This is a genomic window from Nocardiopsis alba (genome assembly GCF_000710955.1).
GTDB lineage: Bacteria > Actinomycetota > Actinomycetes > Streptosporangiales > Streptosporangiaceae > Nocardiopsis > Nocardiopsis alba.
Genome location: NZ_BAZE01000014.1, coordinates 33,972 through 53,113, shown reverse-complemented (window position 1 = coordinate 53,113; position 19,142 = coordinate 33,972). Strand labels below are relative to the sequence as shown.

The window sequence follows — 19,142 nt, the reverse complement described above, 5'->3', positions numbered from 1 at the left end:
TGGGCGTATGGATGAGATCCGCGACGACTCACCGACCGTGAAGGCCCTGGAGCTCAAGCAGCTGCGCTACCTGGTCGCCATCGTCGACACCGGGAGCTTCACCGAGGCCGCCCACCGGCTCGGCACCTCACAGGCGGCCGTCTCCCGCACCCTCTCCGCGCTCGAACGGCTCCTCGGCGTGCGGCTGCTGCACCGCACCAGCCGCAGCGTCGCCCCCACCACGGCGGGCGTGCGGGTCCTGAACCGGGCGCGGATCCTGTTGTCCGGGGCCGACGAGCTGGTCCGGGAGGCGACCAGCGGCCACGTCCGTCTGCACATCGGCCACGCCTGGTCGGCCTTCGGGCGCCGGACCACCGAGTTCCAGCGACGGTGGCACGCCGAGCACCCCGAGACCGAGCTGCGTCTCATCCGCCACGATTCCCCCACGGGAGGGCTCGCCGAAGGACTGTGCGACATCGCCGTGGTCCGCTCGCCCAAGGAGCTCGCTCCCTGGTCGCACGCGTTGATCGGGCATGAACGCCGCTACGTCGCCGTCGCCTCAGACGACCCCTGGGCCCGCAGGCGTCACGTCCGTCTCGGTGAGATTCCCGCGCGCACCCTGCTCATCTACCGCCGCACCGGCACGACCGCGCCGGACCTGTGGCCCGAACACGAGCGGCCCGCCGTGGAGTACACCCACGACATCGACGACTGGCTCGCCGACATCGCCACGGGACGCTTCGTCGGCATCACGCCCGAGGCGACCGTCTCCCAGTACCGGCGCCCCGGCGTCACCTACCGTCCGGTGCGCGACGCCGACCCGGTGTCCGTGCACCTCATCTGGCGCCCCCACGACCCGCATCCCGCCACCCACACGGTGATCGCGCTGGCCGCCGCCCTCTACCGGGAGGGCGGCGACGAGACGAAGGAGCGTCCCTGAGAGGACGGATCGGGTGCGCGGCCACCGCCGGGTTCCAGGTGTGAACGCTCAGCCGAAGACGACCGTGCCGTCGTCCTCCACCCGCCATCCGGGGTTGTGGGCGATCTCCCAGATGACGCCGTTGGGGTCTTGAACCAGACCGTGGAAGACCCCGCCGAAATCACCCTGCCGCGGAGCCTTGAGGATCCGGGCGCCGGCCTCGGCCATCTCCCCGACGGTGCGCTCCACCTCCGAGGGACTGTCGACGTTGTGCGCGAGGGTCAGCCCGGAGACCCCACCGACCTCGATGGTGCCGCCCAGGTCCTGGGAGAACTTCTCGGTGTCGAACAGCCCCAGCATCTGGCCCGGGGCGATCTGGAAGAAGAGGATCTCTCCGGGGACGTCCATGAGCGGTTCCCAACCGAGCCCGTCCCGATAGAACGCCCTGGCGGCGTCGAGGTCGTCGGTGGCCAGGGTGATGAAGTGGACCCGCTGTTTCATGTCGCCTCCGTCCTCGGTGCCCCCGTGCGTCGAGAGCGTTCGTGGTGCCCGTGTTACACGAGTGCCCTGACAGAACGGTGAAGGAACACACGAAGTGGCGCGGCCGAGCTCCGTTCACCTCCCACCGCGGGGATGTCCGACCCCGTGACTAGGCTGCCCGCATGCCCGAACCCGAACGCGTGACCCGGTCCATGTTCTTCGACCTCCACCCGATCTCCGTGCCTCGAACACTGCCGCGCGTGCCCGAGCGCCTCTGGTCGGAGGACGACTGGGAGAGCATCCGCCTCGGATACAGGTCGGCGAACATGGACGAGAAGTGGAACGTCTTCACGGAGGACGAGACCGTCTTCCTGCACCGAAGCTGGACCGGTATGGGAGTCTTCGCCGCCACCTTCGCCCCGGTGGAGGGCGGCGGACACCGAATCGTCCACGCCGTGGCCGAACGCGATCCCGAGTGGTACGGGGGTACGGACGACGATCACGACAGCCTCATGATCGAAACGGTGCTCCGCTTCGTCGTACTCGGTGAATCGGTCGTCGATCTCCGTTCGAAGCTGGTGGAATCGAAGTATCGACAGGTGGGTTCCGACGACGTTTCCGCCGGGCTCCTCCTGCAGAGCGCTCTGGGACTACGTTCGGACGCGGGTCGCGGCAAGAGAACCGAGGAGACCGGCTGACCCCCGCGCACGTGGGGGCGACGCGCTCGCCGCCCTCACCCGCCGGGGCGTGCCCGTCGATCCGGAGCGTTGAGCCGGCGATCGGCCCAGGAGGGGACCCACGGCCGGCCCTCCGGGCGCGGCCGGGAGGCACGCAGATGGTCGCGCAGCGCGGACAGCACGGGGTGCCGATCTCCGGCTCGGGACAACAACAGATGCGGGTAGACCGGGGTCGGATCGCGCAGCGGGATACGGCGCAGGTCGTGGCTCTGGGGCCACAGGTAACGGTCGCCTGCGGTGATGAGGGTGGCCAGTGCGGAGGACGCCGCCAGCGAGTCCATCAGCGCCTCATCACCGAAGTGGGGGCCGAGCGCGTCGATGCTCAGCCCGAACGTCTCGGACAGCGCCCGATAGAACGCCTCCCACTCCGTGCCCGGCCGGATCCCCGGGATCCAGATGCGGTGCCCGGCCAGATCCGCGGGCCTGACCCGGGGTGCGTCCGCCAGCGGATGGCCGGGGCCGACCAGCAGCTCCAACGGCGCGTCCAAGAGCCGTTCGGCGTCGAGCCCGGCCGGTATCCGATCGGCGGGCAGGGCGCGGAAGGAGGCGTCGACGGTTCCGTTCAGCACCTCCTGGACGGCCTGATCGGCGTTTCTGTCGTCGAGGGTGACCGTGTCCAGGGCCGTCCCGGGACGGGCGCGGTAGAACCCGTAGACGGCCTGGGCCGGCGCGATGCGCTGGTTGAGGACGTCCACGCGCAACGGACGGTGGCCCGGACGCATGGCCTGCTCCGCCTGCTCGACGGCGGCCAGGACCTTCCGGGCGTGGGGCAGGAAGAACCGTCCGTCCAGGCTCAACCGTGAACCTCGCGGGGCGCGCACCAGGAGGGAGACCCCCAGATGCTTCTCCAGGCCGGCGATTCGCTTGGAGACCGCCTGCTGGCTGATCCCGAGGTCGCCCGCGGCCGCCTGGAAATGGCCCGTCTCGGCCACGGCCACGAAAGTGCGCAGCGCTTCGATCATCACACCGGCATCCTATGGACACAACGAACGGTTGTGCGTCGATGGTCTCCGAGTGGTTTGAGCGCCCCCTCGTCGGGGTGCTGGAATCAGCGCATGTCCACTCGAACGAAGCAGATCATGTACGTCCGAAGCCCCGATTTCGAGGAGCACGCGGAGCGGATCATGGAGGTGACCGACGCGACCTCCCGTCTGAACGTGCTGCCGTTCAGCGATAGTGAAGGCCGTGCCGAACTACTTTCGGTTGTGTTCGGCGGCCCGTTGCCGGAATCGGTGACGATCTACCCGCCCTTCTACACCGAGCACGGCCTGAACACCACGTTCGGCGAGAACGTCTTCGTCAACCAGGGATGCACGTTCATGGACAAGGGCGGTATCGACATCGGCGACGGCGTCATGATCGCCCCGAAGGTCGACCTCATCACCGGAGGCCACCCCCTCCCCCTCGCCGAGCGCCGCGAACACCTCTCCTTCGCCCCGATCGTCATCGAGGACCACGTCTGGATCGGGACGGCCGCCGTGATCACCCAGGGCGTGACCGTCGGCACCGGCGCGGTCGTCGCCGCGGGCGCGGTGGTCACCCATGACGTTCCGCCCCACACCATGGTCGCCGGGGTCCCCGCCCGGGTGATCAAGAAGATCGACTGACCCGGATCCGTTCGGAGGGGTGTACGCGAAGGTGTCCGAGGTGCTCCGGTATCACCTGAGGGCCAGGGGGCTCAAGGGAACCCTCATGAGGGGGTGTCCATCGGCGTGTGGACCTCTAGCATCGAGCCATGGACGCCCCCACCATTCGCCCTCCGGAAAAGGACGAGCTTCCCGCTCTGGCGGAGCTTCGATGGCGGTGGGTCCTCGAACAAGGGGGCACCCCCGCCGTCGAACGGGAGAGGTTCGTCCGCGACTTCGTGGATTGGGCTTCGCGTAACGAGTCGACGCATCGACCGGTGATCATGCTGCACGGAGGGAAACCCACCGGTATGGCGTGGCTGGCTCTCTTGCCACGTGTGCCCACTCCGTACGCCGTCGAGCGGTACTCCGGTGACGTGCAGTGCGTCTACGTGGTGCCGGAGGAACGGAGCCGTGGGTACGGTGGATCGCTCATCGAGGCCCTCTTGCGGATCGCCCACGAGATCGGGGTGGATCGGGTGACGGTGCACTCCAGTGACCGGGCGATCCCGGCCTATCGCCGCTACGGGTTCGAATATTCTCCCCGTCTGTTGCAGACCGGTATGCCGGTGGTGCGGGAGGAGACGGGCTCGGTCGACGTCGGAGGGCTCTGAACAGGCCGAAGGGCGCCGTCCGCTCGTCTGTTCCTCCAGCTCGCGAGAGGCGGGGCCTCCCGCTTCCCGTGACTCGGGCTGATGCGAGGCGCCCCCTTCTGAACGGAGGTTCGACGCGTCTAGGAGACCTCGGTGTCGTCCGTCGCGCGGCGGTAGGTGGTGATCAGCACCCCGGACGGGGTCGCCCGTGCGGAGGCCAGGGTCAGGTGACGAGGGGCCGTGCCCTCGGCGAAGAGCCGCTTGCCGCCGCCGAGGAGGAGCGGAAGGACCAGGATCCGGTACTCGTCGACCAGGTCGTGCTCGATGAGTGTCCGCAGGAGATCGCCGCTGCCCGGCACCACGATCTCCCCCTCCACCTCGGTCTTGATCCGATCGACCTCCGTCGCCAGGTCGGCGCCGAGGAGGACGGATCCGGCCCACCGGAGCTCCCGGAGAGTACGAGAGGCCACGTATTTGGGCATCGTGTTCATCGCGGCGATCGCGGGGTCGTCCATGTCGCCGTACGGCCAGGTGCCCGCGAAGATCTCGTACGTCTTGCGGCCGAGGAGAAGAGCTCCGGCGCCGGCCGTGGTCTCGCTCATGAACCGTCCCACGGCATCGTCGACGTAGGGCGGGACCCAGCCGCCCTCGTCGAACCCGCCCTCTCGATCCTCGTCCGCGGACAGGACCGACTGCACGACCCCGTCCAATGACATGAAGTCGACCGCTACCAGACGTCCCATGACCCGATCCCTTCGATGTGTCCTTTTCTGTGGATATGGACGGTGTGTCGGGAGGGGAATCATCGGTGTTCGGAGAAAGGTATCGACAGACCCTCGCCCGAAAGAGGGGGACCAGAGCCCCGGTGGTGCGCTCCGGCCGGCCTGTTCACCGCTCCGACCAGGATCTTTCCCTCTCGGCCACGGCTCAGACATCGTGTTCGCGCACCAGCCCGATGAGCCGGCGACCGAAGAACAGCACCACCACCAGACTCACGGCGCTCACCAGTACGTAGGGGACGCGGAGGGCGTCGGCCTGCCCCAGTACGGGGGTCAGTGACGAGACCAGGACCCCACCGAGCGCCATACCGACGGTGCTCATGCCCCAGCCGACGGTGCGCATGGCGGCGTTCACCCTGCCCAACAGATGGTTCGGCGTGACGCGCTGCCGGATCGAGGTCATCGCGACCGCGTAGCCGAGCACCAGGCCGCCGGAGAGGAGGTACACCCCGGCCACCACCGGGGTGATCGGGAACAGTGACACCAGCAGGTACAGCAGGCCGCTTCCGGCCAGGCAGAACGTCGGCAGGGTCCCGTGCGGCAGGACGGAACGCGTCCAGGAGACCATCTGGCCGCCGACGATCCCACCGATGGCGGCGAAGGCCATGAGCAGGCCGAACCCCGCCGAGCCCAACCCCAGGGTGTCGCGGACGAACAGGACCTGGGTGGAGAGCAGGGTCGCGTAGGCGGTGTTGACGAAGATCGCGATGATCGCCACGCTGCGCAGCAGAGGCTGATTCCACACGGCACGGACACCCTCGACCACGTCCTCGCCCACACCGCGGAGCCCGAGTGGCGCTTTCGACGAAGAGCCGAGGGCGGGCTCGGATCCACCGTCCCCGGCCGGTGCGGTCGCCCGGACGCGTACGAGGGCCGCCACCGATACCAGCAGAGCGGCGATGTTGAACAGGAACGGTACGAACAGGCCCAGCGTCAGGACGAAACCGCCCAACGGTCGTCCGGTGAACTCCTGCGCCACGATCGCTCCGGAACGGAGGTGTCCGTTGGCGCGTTCCAGTTCGCCTCCGGGACCAGCGAGGTCACCGTCGTCTCGGCGGCGGTGTCGTAACAGACCTCCAGGACACCGAAACAGAACGCGAAGGCCGCGAGCAGCGGGATCGACGCCTGGCCGGAGAACACCGCCGGCGCCAGTGACGCCCACAGGAGTACCCGCAGGGAATCGGCGGAGATCATCAACGTGAAACGGGGGACCCGATCCACCAGTACCCCGACCGGCAGCGCCAGAAGAAGCCAGGGCAGCCGCCCCGCGGTGGCCACGGCGGCCACCAGGGCGGCGTTATCGGGTGCCGATGAGGAGGCCAGCCAGGGCACGGCGATCATCGCCACGCCGTCACTCAGATTCGAGGCCAATGACGCCGACCAGAACGCCCAGAACCGTCCGCCGAGTGGCGTTCTCGAGGCTCGGATCGTGGGGTCGGACATGGGGCACCGTCCTTTCGCGCACCGGTGCTCCGGGAGGTTCCCGAGCGGGGGGCCGGGACACGGTGTCAGGCTGACAAGGTGGGAAGGACCCGGGCCACACCTGCGAACGAGACGAACTCGAGTATGTCCGTGCTCGGAGTGAAGGTGTTCGTCTCTGAACCGAATCGATGGTTTCGACCTGCGGGAACGGGCTTGAGCGTTATCGTTCGACCGTGTTCTCGAGGGCGAGGCGTATCGGCTATGGGGCCTCTACACCGGAGATCAGGTAGCGGCTCACCTCGGCGTCGAGGATCCGGGGCATTCGTTCCGGCTCCGGCCCCGAGCTCCGGAAGCGCAGAAGGTCCTCGACGGTCTCCCAACGCTCGTACACGTTGATCCGGCCCGGTTCGACGAGGTCGGCCGTGAGGGAGAAGTCGAGGCAGCCCTCGGCGGTTCGGGCCTGTTCCACGACGCTCACGCATCCGGCCAGGTACGCGTCACGCGTGGCGGCGTCCACCAACAGTTTCCCGGCGATGATGATCATGCTTCTCCTCGTGCTTCGCTCGTTCATCCGATGTCGAGGTGGGGGACCATCGACTCGTGTACCGAGGAGGTAGACCGGCCGGGGCCACGAAACTCATCGCCGTCGTGGTCCGCTCATCCTCTGGTCTTCGGGGCGGCGGCGACCAGGGCCGCGGCGTACTGTCGGTCGGTCACCGGCTCCGACCAGGTGGTGCCGTCTCCGTGCCCGTCACCGACCACCATCGCGAGGTGGGACATGAACCGCTCGTCGGTGGCGCCGTGCCAGTGCTCCTCGCCGGGCGGGCACTTGATGGTCTGACCGGCCGTGGCGCGCACGACGCTCCCGTCCCGGGTGCCGACCAGAGCGACACCGTCGACGACGTGCAGGACCTGGCCCAGGGCATGGGAATGCCAGTTGGTGCGGGCGCCGGGAGCGAAGCGCACCAACGCCACCGCCAGACGCGCCGGCTCGGCGGGGGTCTCGATCATGTCGAGGTGGACCTCGCCGGTGAAACGTTCGGCCGGGCCCTCGAGGGTCACGGTCCCGGTGATGAGCTCCATGGCGATCCTCCCGCGCGGTGATACGGCTCCGTGATGGTCGGTTCCATGATCGTCACCGCGTCGCCGGCGAACCGTTGTTCGACGGCGGGTCGGTCGCCTTTTGCCGCGTTTTTGTCCCGGAGCCGGACGGACCCCGGGGAACATCGGCCGCCCCGAGGAAAGCCGATTCGGCGCTGTGGGAAAAGGCCACTCTCACGGATACGGCCACCACCCCCACGCGATCCTTGGTCAGTTGAGACCGACGATGGTGGTGTCGGAATACTGAGATCGGAGGATCACCGCACCGGGGACCAGGAGACCGTCGTACGGTCCTCCGAAGTCATCGAGTTCGATCACCTCGGGCAGTCCCTGTCCCCAGGGCAGTACCTGAACCGCGTGCCCGCTCTTCTCGGAGGAGGGTGCCGTGGAACCGATCACCACGGCGCCGTCGAGCGCGACGACGGGGGCGGGGCCCTCCTCGGCCCGCGTGGTCTCGCGCAGCAGCTCTCCCCGCCATGTCCTCTCTTCGAAGTGGGTGGTCGCGCCCGGTCCACATGAGTGCGTGCCGGAGACGCGCTCGGGGCACTGTTCGAGGATGTAGGAGTCGGCGGTGAAATCGACCGGCTCGTAAGGGCCGCCGTCCTCGGTCCACAGTGGCACGGTGCCCTGGTGCAGGATCTCGCCGGATTCGGGGTCCACGACGAGAGAACCGTCGATGCTGACGGCGTCGCCGTCTCCGGAGACGGATAGCGGGGGCGCGTTCACGGACCTCTCGTCGCTCCGTTCTTCCGCGAAACCGGGTGATCCGTGAGCGTCGACACGCCAGATCTCTTCGCCGGTGGCGACATCGACCCCGATGAGGGTTTCGGTGAGATCGATGTCCGTGTCGTCCGTGCTGTCCGCGAGGGCATCCGTGCCGGCGCCGCACAACACGGACAGGACGACGCGGTCACCGACGATTTCCCATTGGCCCGTACTCGCATGGCCTCCGTGGTCGAGGGAGAAGGCACATTCGGCCTTCGGGTACTCCCAGAGGACATCCTTTCCGGAAGGGTCTCGGAAGTCCAAGAGATCGTCGTCCAGGCCGGGGTGCAGTAGCACTCCGCCATGGGTGAGGGTCCCACCTGGGGGCACGGTCGCCCCGGCCGAAGGAAGACCGGGGTTCCGGTCCTGGTCGGAGAGGGGTTCGCCGGTGGCGGTGTCGAGCACGATCTCCGTGGCCTCACGGACGAACTTCGCGCCATCCCAGGAGGTGATCAGTACCGTCGTACCTTGTTCGTCGACGGTCGCGGAGACCTCGCCTCCAGGGCGAAGGTAGTGCCACGACGTCTTCCCTGAGCGGGTGTCCAGTGCGACGACGCCGTTGGTCAGGGCGACGAGAGCACCGGTTTCGGTGGCGAAGACGTCGGAGATCGTCTCGTCGTCGGGGGCGGTCCACGTCCACGCTCGGCTCACCGATTCGGGGGCCGGGCTCGGTTCACCGTCCACCTCCGCCACCGTGTGATGGACAGGGTGGAGTGTGGTGATGGTCGCCCCCAGGAGCACGATCACCAGAGCGGCCGCCATGGCGCCGGCGAGAGTGGCGCCGATCCGAATGAGGGGCTCCCGTGACGGTGTCGGGGTCGGAAGAGCCCAGGCCAGGCCGCTCGATGCCAGAGCGGTCGCGAACGAGCCGAGGAGGGCCGGGAAGGCTTCCGGGCCGGTGGCGGGAGGCAGTGTCGTAGCGCCGAAACGGTCGAAGCCATCGGCGACCGCGACGACGGCCAAGAGCGCGAGGGACCAACGAAGGGCCGTATTCCAGCGTTCATGAGGGGCGGAGGGCGAGACCGGGTCCGCCGCTTCGTCCGGTGTCGCGCTCCTCACCGCACGGAGGTCCCTTTTCGTCGCTCGCCGATGGCCGAGGAGGCAGACCACCACGAGCGCCAGAGCGCCCCAGTAGCCGTAGCGCACGGCAGAGGACCACATCGTGGTTCCGGGGTCCCAGGCCAGGACGGCCCCGAGGGTGGAGAGGGCCACCCCGCAGCCCAACAGCATGATCCGGAACCGCCTGATGGTGACCAGCACGCCGCGCAAGCGTGACCTCCCCGCCCGATTCGTACGATGTTCGGCCCCGACCCTACTGCGAGTCGACTTGATCATCCTTTGGTGGGGTGAATATCGGTAAAGGCCCGTATGGTGCTTTCCGGTTTTTCGAATGACGGAAAGAGGGAGACTAAGAGATCGTCTCGAAAGGGCTGTCCTCGGTGTCCGACCATTCGGCGTACTTGTCGAGGATCCAGGCGAGAAGTCCGACCGGTGAGTCGACGAGCGAGTAGCCGATGGTCTGCGGTCGGGTCGCCTGCTGTTTCGCGTACGCCGCGCGGTGGCGCCAGAAGTGGTGTGTCCCCTCCGCCCATTCGCGTTCGACCGTGGTCAGCCCGTCCATCGTGGTTCCGGGCGGTCCCTGCGCGAACGTCGTGTGGATGCCGAGAACGTGCTCGGGGAACCTGCCGCCGAGGATCGTGGTGATGTTCCCTCCCCAGTCTCCGCCGTGGGCCAGGAACCCGTCGTAGCCGAGCCTTCCCATCAGTTCGACCCACGCGGCCGCGATCTTCTCGGTGCCCCATCCGGTGGTGGTCGGCTTGTCGCTGTAGCCGAAGCCCGGCAGTGAGGGGATCACGACGTGGAACGCCGGAGCGTTCGGATCTTCGGGCTCCGTCAGCTCGTCCACCACGTCGATGAACTCGGCGATGCTGCCCGGCCATCCGTGTGTGAGGACCAGGGGAGCGGCGTCCGCGCGGGTGGACCTGCGGTGCAGGAAGTGGATCCCCAGACCGTCGATGGTCGTGCGGAACTGGCCGATCCGGTCGAGGTGCTCTTCGAACGTCCGCCAGTCGTATCCGGTGCGCCAGTGGTCCACGAGTTCGACGAGATCGGCGAGAGGGACGCCCTGTTCCCAACGGTGAGGACCGGGGCCCGCGTTAGCGACCGTCTCGGCCTCCGGGAAGCGTGCCGAGGCGAGTCGTGCGCGCAGGTCTTCGAGATCGGATTCGGACGTGTGGGCTTTGAACACTTCCACGTCGTCGGCCGGACGGGACATGAGACCTCCTGGCCGTCGTGGAGCCGGTCATGGTCTTGGTGAACCGGCTAAGCCGGTTCTAACACGCCTCCGTGGCGGTGCACAACCGGCTAAGGTGGTTCCATGCCTGTCGGATTCCCTGACTTTCGCCTCGGTAGCGTGCTGGCGACCAGCTTCACGGCGACGCTGACGGAGCACCGTGGTGACGCCGTAGAGCGCATCCCCACGCCGCGAAGACTCCTCGACTGGCTGGAGGTGAGCGGCCTCGCCGTGGACTCCTGCACCGCCGAACAGCTCGAGCTCGCGCGGGAACTGAGAGAGGCGATCCACGCCGCCGCCACGGCGACCGCGCTTCAGGAGGCTCTGCCGGAGGCCGCCGTCGAGGTCATCAACGAGCGCAGCGTCCAGGGTCGGGTCGCGGCCGTTCTGACACCCGAGGGCGAACGGCGATGGCGGCTGGGAGTGGACTCCCGGGTGGAGGACGCGCTCAGTGTGATCGCCGCCGACGCGATCGACATCATCTCCGGCGAGCGCGATGGAAAGATGGCCCTGTGCGCGTCACCGACCTGCCAGGCCGCCTTCTTCGATGCCAGCCAGAGCCGCACCCGAAAATGGTGCGATATGAACACGTGCGGGAACCGTCAGAAGAAGGCGCGTTTCAACGCCGGCCGGAGCAGGAGATCCGGGGCGGCCGAGTGAATCCGCGTGGGTGCGGCAGGGGCGTTCGGTGAGCGGGGCGCGCTTCGTGACTCAGGTCGCGAAGAGGGCTGCTTGCTTTCGCGCAGGTCGTCTTCCTGAGGTTCACACGTGCGGGGGTGGACCGTTCGGGGGAGGAATGGCGCTCGATACGAGCCGGGCCCCGCGATCGCGGGGCCCGCGGGCCACCTCGAAACGATCTCTTTATCGCCTACATCGGTGAATCCCTCACCTGTGGTCGCGCTACTTGGACCGCTGGTAGGCCTTCCATTCCCGGTGGAGGGCACGTCGACGGTCGTATTCCCTCTTCGCGCGGACCTGCGGGTCGGTGTCGATGGTCTGAGACGCAGGTCCCATGACGTGCAGGAGCACGTAAGTGATACGGAACCCCGCCCTGTACAGCAATGAGAACGAGTCTTTCCCCTGCGGCTTGTCCATGGCCGCCCACCTCACTAGTCGCCGGGATCTCGGGCGCGGGCCGCGAGAGCGTAATCGAGCAGGGAATCCATCGCCGTGAAATCCGCGGCCTTCCCTGACCAGCAGCAGCGTACCGGCCCGTTCTCCACCCTCTCGTCCGGCCCGCCCTCTACGAGCACGAACCCGAACGGGGACGCCTCCGGCAGAGCCCCGCGCACACGGAGACGGGCCACCGAAGGCCCGCTCCCTCGACCTGCCCACGAGCCTTCCCGCCCTGCCCGGTATGGCCCCGACGCTCGCGCGGAAGGCAGAATCGTCGCATGCGACGAACACAGGCGTGGCCCCTCACCGTCTCTTCGGCGATCTCGAGGGGAGAGCCGCCGGTGTCCCCGGCAAGGCCCGGCCACGCCGTGCCCCTTCGCCCCCGGGGTCGGTGACCGCGATGGTCGACAACCGCATGCGCGACAACCACGGGGTCTCGATCCAGGCCCGTGACATCCACGGATCGGTCACCGTGTACTCCGGTCCCGACGCTTCGGCGCCGGGGTGGGTGGACACGGCGCTGCCCGTCCACCGATCCGACGTCCGTGAGTTGGGCACGCACAACGCTCTCCCCGGGCCTGGCGGCGAGGGTCTCCCGCCCTACGTGGCCCGCGACGTGGACGGCGAACTCGACCGGCGCCTGGTCGTGGTCGCGGAGGCGCCGCGTGGCGGGCTGGTGTTGGTGACCGGTCCCTCGGCCGCCGGTAAGACCCGGGCCCTGGCCCAGGCGTTGCGTCGCACCATGCCCGACCGGATGCTGGTGGCCCCGCCCGAGGAGGCCGACCTGCGATCCCTGCCCACCTGGTTGCGGGAAAGGGCCGAGCGCGCCCCTCAGGGGTGGGTGGTGTGGTTGGACGACCTGGAGCGCCACCTGAGCGCCTCGGGTCCGACCCCGGCCCTGATCGCCGAACTCGGCCGGGTGGGCGCGGTGGTGGCGGCCACCATCCGATGGAACCGGCTGGAGGCCCTGCGCCCGACCAGCGTCGATCACACCTCCGCGGCGGAGGGTGTGGGGTACGCGGTGCTCAAGACCCCACCGATCGTCGTCGAACGCCGATGGAACCCCCAAGAGCGCGAGCGGGCACGCGCCGGCGGCGATGAGCGCCTGGTCCGGGCCGCCGACGATGAGCGGTTCGGGGTGGCCGAACAATTGGCGGTGGCCCCTCTGCTGAAGATGACCTGGCTCGGCGGCCCCGACAACGGCCACCCCCGTGGTCACGCGCTGGTGGCCGCCGCCGTGGGTCTGGCCGAGGCCGGTGTGACGGGCTCACTGACCCGAGAGCAGATCCAGGACCTCCACACCGTCTATCTGTCAGACCCTCCTCCTCTGCCGGAGGAGATCGACCGGGCCTGGGGGTGGGTCACCCGCCCGCGCGGTGGTCTGGCCGGATTGCTGGTGCCCGCGGATCACCACGGTCGGTGGCGGGCCTTCGACTACCTCGCCACCGAGGACGCCTTGCCCGAGGCAGTGTGGCGCACGGCCCTGAAGGTGGCCACCGAACAGGACCTCTTCACGGTCGGCCTCACCGCCTATAGGGCCGGGCTGGACGACATCGCCGAAGCGGCCTGGACATCTCCGGCCGAACAGGGCGACACCGACTCCATGTTCCACCTCGCGTTCCTGCTGAAGGAGACAGGACGGGCACGGAAGGCGAAGAGTTGGTATCGAAAGGCCGCGGACCTCGGCCATATCGACGCGATGCTCGCCCTCGGGCTATCGCTGAAGCGGGAGGGCCGGGTGCGGAAGGCCGAAGCCTGGTACCGGCGAGCCGCGGCGCAGGACGATGCTCGGGCGATGGCCCTCTTCGGGATGCTCTTGGGAGAGACGGGGCGGGCAGAGGAGTCCGAGGTCTGGTTCCGGCGTGCCGCCGACCGGGGCGACACCGGATCGATGGTCGTCCTCGGGATCCTGGCTTCGAAGAGAGGGAGGAAGGGCGACGCCGAGGGTTGGTTCCGGCGGGCCGTGGACCAGGGCGACCCCGCCGGGATGTTCGACCTCGGGAACCTGTTGAAGGAGACGGGCCGGACGAGGGAGGGCGAGGCCTGGCTGCGACGGGCCGCCGAGCTGGGGAACGAGGAAGCGATGTACGAGGCCGGGCTTTCCTCGGAACGGGCGGGACGAGGGAGGCCGACGTCTGGAGCCGGCGGGTCTTCGACGAGAACGCCGAGCGAGTGAGATCCATGCTGGAGGAAACGAGAAGGGAGGAGAAGGAGGGCGAAGGCAGGCACCGACGGGGGTGAGGTCGTCGGGGACGCCCTCATCCAACGGCTCACCTGCGCGGGCTCCCGATGGATCGAGCCCACTCGGTCTCACATCCGGGCCTTCAACACGTCGACCTCGCAGCCCGGGGCGAAGGGGTCGAAGCCGTGCTCGGCCAGCCAGCGGGTCACCAGCAGGCTTCGTACCGACCACCACGCGCGGATCACGTCGCGGTCGACATCGGTGCCGTATCCGGCGAGGAGGTCGTCGAGGCGGTCCTCGTGTCCGAGGGTGAAGGTGGCGAGGTCGTACAGGGCGTCGCCCCGGCCGGCCTCGGACCAGTCGATGACGCCGGTGACCTCGTCGTCTTCGAGGAAGATGTGCGCGATCTGTAGGTCGCCGTGCGTGAAGGCCGGGTTCCAGGGCCGGAACGCGGCCTCGGCGACCTCGCGGTTGCGGTTCACCAGATCGGCGGGCAGGAGCCCGTTGGACACGAGTAGCTCGCACTCGTGGTCGAGCTCCGCCTTCAGCGCGACGATGTCCTGGCCTGCCCGGCCCTGTCGGGACGGCAGGGGCGCTTCATGCAGCTCGCGGATGGTGGCTCCGGCCGCGGCCCACGCCGCAGGCGACCCGGTCGTGGGCCCGCCCAGGCGTCCGAGTGTCGCTCCTGGAAGCGCGGCGATCGCGAGCGCGGGCGGCTCGCGCCACAGGATCTCCGGGGTCGGGACCGGCGCCAGGGACATCACCTCGACCTCGGCGTCCATGCGCGCCCGATCGGCGTCCACCTTCAGGAACACGTCGCCGACGCGCAGGGTCGCGCGTTCCGAATGGGCGACGACGACTTCGACCTCATCCATGGAGGCAGTATCCCGGGGGAGATCGTCGATGTCGCGGGGTTTTCTCCCGGGGCGACGTGGAAGCTCGGTCGGCCTGGCCGGGCGCTGTTCGGCCCGGGCCCGGGGGGGAACGCGCGGCGTGGCCCTGCTCTGGCAAGGCCACGCGGCCTGGGCGAGGGTCAGAGGGCTGGGGCCTCCGGGGCGTGCAGGAGCACCTGGGGGAGGTAGTCCGAGGTGATGTTCAATTCCCATCCGTGTGTCTGGACGGCCAGCGCGGCCAAGGCGATCACCCCGATGGGCAACAGGCTCGCGGGTGTGGCGTTCTCGTCGACTTCCATCAGTTCGCGGTGGCGGGTCAGATGTTCGACCAGGGCCCGTTCGAAGGGAGGACGGGGCGCTTTCTGGAAACTCGAAGGCCCCCGCACTCGACCGGTGCGGGGGCTCCCCTTTCACTCGTTTTCACCCACGTGGGGACGAACGGACGGTCCTTCTACCGCTTGGGCTTCTTGACGATGAACAGCGCGGCGCTGCCCATCGACCACACCGTCACGTCGTCGAAGTGCTGCCTCAGCTGCGGCTCCAGGTCGGCGAGACGGTCGCCGGCGTTCTGGAAGAACTTCCGGTCGGGCTTGTTGTAGGCCCGGATCAGGGTGCGGGCCAGGAAGTTGTGCTCGACGTCGGGGTCCTCCAGACCGAGCACGGTGTAGCCCCACGCGACGCCGTCGTCGGTGAGGGCGTCGGCGATGCCCGCGAAGGCACCGTCCTTACCGGGGAAACCGTTGCCGGGCAGGCAGTGCAGGACGTTGCCCATCGCGATGGAGTCGAACGCGCGGGACAGGTTCGGCCACGGGGCGACGAGGACGTCGTGCTGCACGGCCTCCACGATCGCCCGGTCGCTCAGTACCTCCTTGGCGAAGACGAGCGGGTTGTGGTTGATGTCCATGAGGTGGACGCGCCACTCGTCGGGGGAGGCGGGGGGAGTGGTGTTCGACAGCATCTCGGCGTTGGCGGGGCCCACCTCGAGGTGCCGGCTCGACACGTTCTCGTTGTAGAGGGCCTTGAGCTTCTCGTTGTCCAGAAGCCAGGCCTTGCGGTGGGAGAGGTTGCCGATCAGCTGTGAGTAGCGGCCCATGTTCTTGAGGCTGTACAGCTTCGAGTCTGTGGAGGACACCCACTGCGTCTTGTCGGTGTGGGGGATGGTGTTCTCAGACATGAGAGTGCCTTACTTCGGATTCGTCGTCTTTGTTCTGGATGGGGATGGCTTGTGTCAGGTCATGGGGAGCATCTGGGCGAGGGCGGCGGGATCGTCGAAGCCGCGGACCCAGGTGTTGGCGAAGGCCGGGTCGGCTGCGGCCTGTTCCATCGCCTGGAGGAGCTCCGGAGGCGTGTTGTCGCTGTGGACGGCGTTGATGAGCTGAGAGAAGGCCGCCGTGGGGCGGATCCGGCTCTCCCACAGGTCGGAGAACATGCCGCTGAAGAACGCCTCGTCGAACGCTCCGCCGTTCTTGTGGTGGACGACCATGCGGTCCGCCGTCTCGAAGCCGAGCTTGGTGGACAGCGACCAGCCCTGCCCGGTGCGGGGTTCGGTGGTGACCACGGTGTCGCCGGCTCCGACGACGATGCCTCCGCCCAGGTGGGCGACGGGCGTGCGCACGACGGGGGAGACCGTGGTGATCAGGGCGTCGCGAGGGTCGGCCATCTCGGCGTCGCGGAACCGTTCGCCCAGTTCGGGCAGTAGGTGGGGCAGGCGCGTGGAGAGCAGCCCGTGGACGTCGCGGGCGCGTTCACCGCTCAGGTCCAGCGGGTTCTCTCGGCCGGGGCGGGCGGCGACCATCACCGAGTGCGCGATCCCGTAGGAGGTCAGGATCGGCACCACGTAGATCTCGGCGCCCTCGATCGAGTACACCTCGACGTCCGCGCCGCTCTCGGGGACGGGGAGGTGGTGGAGGTAGACCTGGGAGACCACCTGCTGTTCGGCCGCCAACGGCCGGGAGGGGTCGGTGTGGAAGAGCTGGCCGAGTTCGCCGGCGCCGACGGTGACGATCGTGGCGTCGAACATGCGGGTGAAGTAGCTCAGGTCGCTCACGGTGATGCCGTGGATGCTGACCTTGCCGCCCCGGTCCTCGAAGTACTCCAGCAGGTCGGGGAGCTTCACCCGGGGCTCGACCGCGGCTCCGGCGGCGCCGAGGTTCCCGGTGAACCCGAAGCTCTGCCCGGCGCGGGTCACGTTCATGGACACGGTCTGGAACAGGTGGGGTTCCTGCTCCCACATGTCCAGCTTGAGGGTGCGCTCCATGCCCAGCGCGGTGGGCAGCGTCAGTTGTGTCATCTGAGCGGAGCCTCGACGTAGCTCATCGGAGGTTCGAGCCGTGGCGACAGTGACGTCCGCTCCCTGTGAGAGCAGGCGGTGGGCGAGTACGAGCCCGGTCAGGCCGGCGCCGACGATCAGAACCTTCATGCTGTTTCTCCGGTTTCGGGGTAGATGGGGTGAGCGTCATACACGGTGAGCGTCCTTTGGTCGATCACGTCGCCCAGGGCGGCTCGTGTGGCGGGTCTGGAGCGCACGTCGCATAGGACCGTCCGCTCTTCGGCGAGCCCCAGGCGGGTTCTGACGGCCTCGAGGTCGGGGGTCTCGTGGCCGTGGTGCAGAACCAGCAGGGCCGGTACGCGGTGCTTCGCCAGGAACCCCAAGGCGACCGCGGCCCCTTCGAGGTCGTCGGCGTGGGTGACGACCAGGGCGGCGCAGGCGTCGCGGACCAGGGTGGACCACAGGGTGGAGAACACGTCGACGGCGACATCGACCCCGCCGAGCAGGTGCAGGGACATGCCCTTCAGCGGGATCCGGCCCATCGACACCCGGGTCGTGACCGGCGGGGAGTAGGCGTCCGGGGAGCTGCTGGGGATCCCCACGTTCCTGACGTAGATGACCTCACCGTGGCTGATGGGGCCGACCTCCGAGCAGGAACCGATGAACGTGCGGCTCAGTTCCGGGTCGCCCATGACCAGGACCTTGGCCGAGCGCAGTTCGGGGTCGCAGTGGGAGAGGTCGCTCCAGGCGTCGCGCACCTCGGTGCGGGGGTCCGACGGGGTGGAGATCTGGCGGCTGACGCGGACGAGGTTCCGGCGTAGTAGTTCGGCGACCACCAGGATCACCACTCCGCGGCTGAGCCCCATGCGAACGGCGATGTCCAGGACGGTCATCGGCGTCCGGCCCTCCTGTTCCAGGTCGTGGAGGAGCAGCCGGATCGAGCGGCAGAGCTCGTCGATCCCGTCCTGGGCACTGAACCCGTCGGTGCCGTGGGGCCGCACGAGGGTGTGTTCGCCGATGGGCGGCAGGAGCACGTTCTTCGGCGCGTACGGGGCAAGGGGGGTGGGAGAGAGCATGAGAGGCTCCCTTTCAATGCAGGTGAGGGCTGGATGCTCCACGCTGAACAGCGGGTGGGGCGTATTCCGGACGAATCATGTATCGATGGCATGACCTCTTATGAGGAGGTCATGGCGTCTTCGACGACGGGCTCCCGGAGAAGTCGCTGCTCGGAACCCATACGGTCGTCGGTGTGCCCGGTGTACATATCGGGGGATGGCTCACGTCCATGAGCTCATAATGGACGTTCTGTGCGCGGAAGGCATAATCGGGAACGAAGCTTCTCGCGTATCGCGGAAACACGATCTGCGGGCCGAATGTGGTTCGGCTGATCGGATTTTTCTGGGCCCGCTGCTTTGACCTTGGATAATGCCGACGAATGGTCCGCCGGCGGTTCTGGTGGGCGCCCCCGGCCGGTTGTCGGTGGGGCTTCTGGGGAGGATGTGGTGTCCCCCACAGGGGGAGTGGGATGGCGTGCATCCTTTGTGTGGTAGGGCTTGGCGTCTCCGAAGGAGGAGCGGGTGGGGCTCAGGGGTCGGGGTGGAGAAGGGGGCGGGCTCTGCCTTCGGCGGGGTGGAGAAGGCTGCTGAGCTCTGCTTTTATCGGCCCGGGGTGCTGGTCGGCGGTGTTCGTTGTCCGTGTTTTTCTCGGGGGCGGTAGGCGGAGAATGGTGATGGGAAGGAGGGGCTCTGAGCTCCGCTTTTTCTGTGGCGTGCGGTCCCCACCAGTGCGGATGCCCTCTTTTTCTCATCCTCGGGGTGTTCGGGTAACTCGACATCGACCTCGGTGGGGAACCCTGGCGGCTTTGTTCACCGAGAGAGGAAAGTCGGGGAGTTCGCGCCGGGGGGCGGTCTGGTGGGTATGGGGTGCCTGTTTTGTCGGGTTTTCGGGAGGTCGGGGAAATGGCTGTTCACGCCGGCGCCTCGTCCGGTC

18 protein-coding genes and 1 pseudogene are annotated in these 19,142 nt (G+C 68.2%); 6 read left to right on the top strand and 13 right to left on the bottom strand.

The genetic code is table 11. The features are described from left to right. Positions 1–7: 7 nt before the first annotated feature. Positions 8–919, top strand: a complete 912-nt coding sequence (locus tag TR33_RS22395) for a LysR family transcriptional regulator (RefSeq protein ID WP_042285299.1) — start codon at positions 8–10, stop codon at positions 917–919. 48 nt (positions 920–967) lie between these two features. On the opposite strand, the gene TR33_RS22390 is transcribed toward TR33_RS22395, so the two are convergent. Further along, a complete protein-coding gene (locus tag TR33_RS22390; protein WP_017536041.1) occupies positions 968–1,399 on the bottom strand; it encodes a VOC family protein in 432 nt (143 codons plus the stop codon). 161 nt (positions 1,400–1,560) lie between these two features. Here TR33_RS22390 and TR33_RS22385 point away from each other — a divergent pair, with 161 nt between their 5' ends. Then, complete coding sequence (locus TR33_RS22385) at positions 1,561–2,076, top strand: hypothetical protein (protein WP_199806176.1); 516 nt, start codon at positions 1,561–1,563, stop codon at positions 2,074–2,076. Positions 2,077–2,111: 35 nt separating this feature from the next. On the opposite strand, the gene TR33_RS22380 is transcribed toward TR33_RS22385, so the two are convergent. After that, positions 2,112–3,077 (bottom strand): LysR family transcriptional regulator, encoded by a 966-nt coding sequence (locus tag TR33_RS22380; protein ID WP_369386059.1) that lies wholly within the window; start codon positions 3,075–3,077, stop codon positions 2,112–2,114. 117 nt (positions 3,078–3,194) lie between these two features. Here TR33_RS22380 and TR33_RS22375 point away from each other — a divergent pair, with 117 nt between their 5' ends. Continuing rightward, the gene (locus TR33_RS22375; protein WP_042285296.1) at positions 3,195–3,722 is read left to right on the top strand and encodes a DapH/DapD/GlmU-related protein; all 528 of its coding nucleotides are present in this window, start codon (positions 3,195–3,197) and stop codon (positions 3,720–3,722) included. A 128-nt stretch (positions 3,723–3,850) separates the two neighbouring features. After that, a complete protein-coding gene (locus TR33_RS22370) occupies positions 3,851–4,354 on the top strand; it encodes a GNAT family N-acetyltransferase (RefSeq protein WP_042285294.1) in 504 nt (167 codons plus the stop codon). Between the two features lie 119 nt (positions 4,355–4,473). On the opposite strand, the gene TR33_RS22365 is transcribed toward TR33_RS22370, so the two are convergent. From TR33_RS22365 to TR33_RS22340, 6 genes and pseudogenes are all read right to left on the bottom strand, one after another. Then, entirely contained in the window at positions 4,474–5,076 is a 603-nt protein-coding gene (locus TR33_RS22365) for a dihydrofolate reductase family protein (protein ID WP_042285292.1), read from the bottom strand. A 184-nt stretch (positions 5,077–5,260) separates the two neighbouring features. Beyond that, positions 5,261–6,555: pseudogene (locus TR33_RS22360) on the bottom strand (MFS transporter). Positions 6,556–6,793: 238 nt separating this feature from the next. Beyond that, positions 6,794–7,078, bottom strand: coding sequence for a putative quinol monooxygenase (locus TR33_RS22355; RefSeq protein ID WP_017536047.1), 285 nt, complete (start codon positions 7,076–7,078; stop codon positions 6,794–6,796). A 113-nt stretch (positions 7,079–7,191) separates the two neighbouring features. Beyond that, positions 7,192–7,617, bottom strand: coding sequence for a (R)-mandelonitrile lyase (locus TR33_RS22350; RefSeq protein ID WP_017536048.1), 426 nt, complete (start codon positions 7,615–7,617; stop codon positions 7,192–7,194). 228 nt (positions 7,618–7,845) lie between these two features. Then, positions 7,846–9,669, bottom strand: coding sequence for a hypothetical protein (locus TR33_RS22345; protein WP_042285291.1), 1,824 nt, complete (start codon positions 9,667–9,669; stop codon positions 7,846–7,848). A gap of 139 nt (positions 9,670–9,808) precedes the next feature. Then, positions 9,809–10,675, bottom strand: a complete 867-nt coding sequence (locus TR33_RS22340; protein ID WP_042285442.1) for an epoxide hydrolase family protein — start codon at positions 10,673–10,675, stop codon at positions 9,809–9,811. A 138-nt stretch (positions 10,676–10,813) separates the two neighbouring features. Between TR33_RS22340 and TR33_RS22335 the strand changes: the two genes are divergently transcribed. Further along, complete coding sequence (locus TR33_RS22335) at positions 10,814–11,353, top strand: CGNR zinc finger domain-containing protein (RefSeq protein ID WP_234305929.1); 540 nt, start codon at positions 10,814–10,816, stop codon at positions 11,351–11,353. Positions 11,354–12,209: 856 nt separating this feature from the next. Further along, complete coding sequence (locus tag TR33_RS22320; RefSeq protein ID WP_159068817.1) at positions 12,210–13,985, top strand: SEL1-like repeat protein; 1,776 nt, start codon at positions 12,210–12,212, stop codon at positions 13,983–13,985. 134 nt (positions 13,986–14,119) lie between these two features. Here the strand turns inward: TR33_RS22320 and TR33_RS22315 are convergent, their stop codons facing one another. The 5 genes from TR33_RS22315 to TR33_RS22295 form a co-directional block, all read right to left on the bottom strand. Further along, entirely contained in the window at positions 14,120–14,866 is a 747-nt protein-coding gene (locus tag TR33_RS22315; protein ID WP_042285283.1) for a phosphotransferase family protein, read from the bottom strand. Between the two features lie 158 nt (positions 14,867–15,024). Continuing rightward, positions 15,025–15,270 (bottom strand): Imm49 family immunity protein, encoded by a 246-nt coding sequence (locus tag TR33_RS27455; protein WP_042285282.1) that lies wholly within the window; start codon positions 15,268–15,270, stop codon positions 15,025–15,027. 65 nt (positions 15,271–15,335) lie between these two features. Then, complete coding sequence (locus TR33_RS22305; RefSeq protein ID WP_042285279.1) at positions 15,336–16,058, bottom strand: class I SAM-dependent methyltransferase; 723 nt, start codon at positions 16,056–16,058, stop codon at positions 15,336–15,338. A gap of 54 nt (positions 16,059–16,112) precedes the next feature. Then, on the bottom strand, positions 16,113–17,303 hold the full coding sequence (locus TR33_RS22300; protein ID WP_042285276.1) for an FAD-dependent monooxygenase: 1,191 nt from the start codon (positions 17,301–17,303) through the stop codon (positions 16,113–16,115). Beyond that, positions 17,300–18,229: a hypothetical protein gene (locus TR33_RS22295; RefSeq protein WP_042285274.1), complete on the bottom strand. Its 930-nt coding sequence runs from the start codon at positions 18,227–18,229 to the stop codon at positions 17,300–17,302. The genes TR33_RS22300 and TR33_RS22295 overlap by 4 nt, the downstream gene beginning before the upstream one ends. Positions 18,230–19,142: the final 913 nt, after the last annotated feature.